Below are 1812 nucleotides of genomic sequence, written 5' to 3' on the forward strand. Positions count from 1 at the left end.
CGCACAGACCACCGCCTCGCCTGTGCTTAACCAACCAGCAGCACAAAGCTAAACAAAATCAAGAAAATGTCTCAGTTGACTTGACAGGCTCCGCAGCGGAGGCGGTAGGGCCGTAAGGCGCTTAGCAGTAGAGGCTCTTCGCCTCGCGTACCTGAACGACGTTGCCGCCCCTACACTTCATGATCATGGCGGTCGAAGTGGTGCTCGGTGCGGTGACGTGTCCATCCGGGCAGTTGGTGATGATGGATGGTGGTTACCTCGAGCTGTGGTCCGGCGACCGGGTGCCGGACGACGAGGAGCGCCCGGCAACCGACTTCGCGATCGTGGGGCCGGACGCCGAGGCCGCGGCGGACTCCTTTGGCCGGCAGACCGGAACACGGCTGTATGACATTCCCGCCCACGCCGTCGCCGAGTTCACCGCCGCGTTCGACGAGCACTGCCGCGAGCATGGGCACGGTGCAAGCTTGCGCGCGTTCGAGCAGCAGGTCCCGCACCGGGAACGCGTCCGGCGCGCGGTCGCGGCCCGGGAACCCGGATTCATCGTCATGGGCGTTCCGGTGCTGCCGATCGAGGTGCCAGCTGATCGGCCGCTGCGTGTCACTGCCGTCCCCGGCGGGTACGGCTGGCAGTCCATGCGGATCGAGTTCAGTGTTGCGCCGGTGGCCGACTCGTGGGTGTTCGGGGAGCTGGGGGTCGACCACGCGCGGTTTGTCTTCGCCGACGCGGACGCGCTGAGCTCGTGGGAGCACGTGAGGCCGTTGGACGGGCTGGCCGACCTGGTCCTCTGGGGTCGCGACCAGGAACAGGTCGCCGCCGAGTTCGGCGTGCCTCCGCTCGGTGAGACTGCCGATGTCGAGTACGGGTGGGTGGACCTGCCCATCACGGAGGCATACCAGCGAGGGCTGGCCATCGAGACGCGGAGAAACGAACCCGGCGGACCGAAATTCGCGTTCGACTTCCGCCCGCACTCGCATCACTGGCAGGTGATGGGTCTGGTCAGAGCCTCTGAACACGAGGCCGGCGTGATCCAGGTCGCCGGAGCGGACATCCTGATGGCGATGACCTCAGTCGGTGACGGCTTCTTTCCTGTCCACTTGGACGTGGATGTCGATGGCTTACCAGTCGCCCTGCGCATCGACATCGCCCGCGAGGGCTGATTCGACTTCACAGGCGTTCGAGTTCGTTGCCGCTGCCGCCGCACGGTCGTCCGGCTTCGCTGCATAACTCGAAAGCGTGACGACGCATCGACCGTCCTGCCTGTTGGGTTGACTCACATGCCGCTGGTCGGGTGCCCGCCTCGGCATCCCGGTCAGGAACGTGCAGCGCTGGCCTGGCGGCTCCGCAGCTGTTCGACCTTGCGCTCAGCGTCCTGCCGTGAGTACGAGCCGAGCGCCGAGAGCGGCATGGCGTCGGTGTCGTCACCGAGACGGAGGACGGGAGCGTAGAGCGGTAAGCCCCCCCCGTACGTCGATCTGCACGCAGTCGACGGACTGGATCGCGCTCCACGGTGTGACCTGGTCACGGCTGTCGAAGCCGCGGACACGGACACCCTCTGCGCCGATTACCACGCCGAGTCGAAGAGCCCGCCAGATCCCGGCCATGCCGCTCGTGACGAGTAGGCATCCCAGCACGATGCCGAACCAGTCGCGCTCGGCCAGTACGTCCCCGGAGGTGAAGTACGTGACGCCCAGCAGGGCCCATACAGCGAAGATCACGACTAGACGAGTAGTTCCGAAGTCAGGGGTCGATGTCTGGGCATGAAGAGAGGGCGTCCATGATCATGTTGTGACGCAAGACCTGGACACCCTCTTG

The 1812-nt window shown here is 65.7% G+C and carries 2 protein-coding genes; one reads left to right on the plus strand and one right to left on the minus strand.

Annotation, left to right across the window (positions count from 1 at the left end):
• Nucleotides 1-185 precede the first annotated feature (185 nt).
• Complete coding sequence (locus AB0H52_RS31880; protein ID WP_357951993.1) at nt 186-1157, plus strand: hypothetical protein; 972 nt, start codon at nt 186-188, stop codon at nt 1155-1157.
• A 261-nt stretch (nt 1158-1418) separates the two neighbouring features.
• Here the strand turns inward: AB0H52_RS31880 and AB0H52_RS31885 are convergent, their stop codons facing one another.
• Complete coding sequence (locus AB0H52_RS31885) at nt 1419-1715, minus strand: hypothetical protein (RefSeq protein WP_357951995.1); 297 nt, start codon at nt 1713-1715, stop codon at nt 1419-1421.
• Nucleotides 1716-1812: the final 97 nt, after the last annotated feature.

Origin of the sequence: Micromonospora sp. NPDC050695 (genome assembly GCF_040654415.1) — a bacterium.
Taxonomy (GTDB): Bacteria; Actinomycetota; Actinomycetes; order Mycobacteriales; family Micromonosporaceae; genus Micromonospora.

Coding starts and splice junctions, on each gene's coding strand:
- AB0H52_RS31880 (WP_357951993.1), top strand. CDS start 186: ATGGCGGTCGAAGTGGTGCTCGGTGCGGTGACGTGTCCATCCGGGCAG.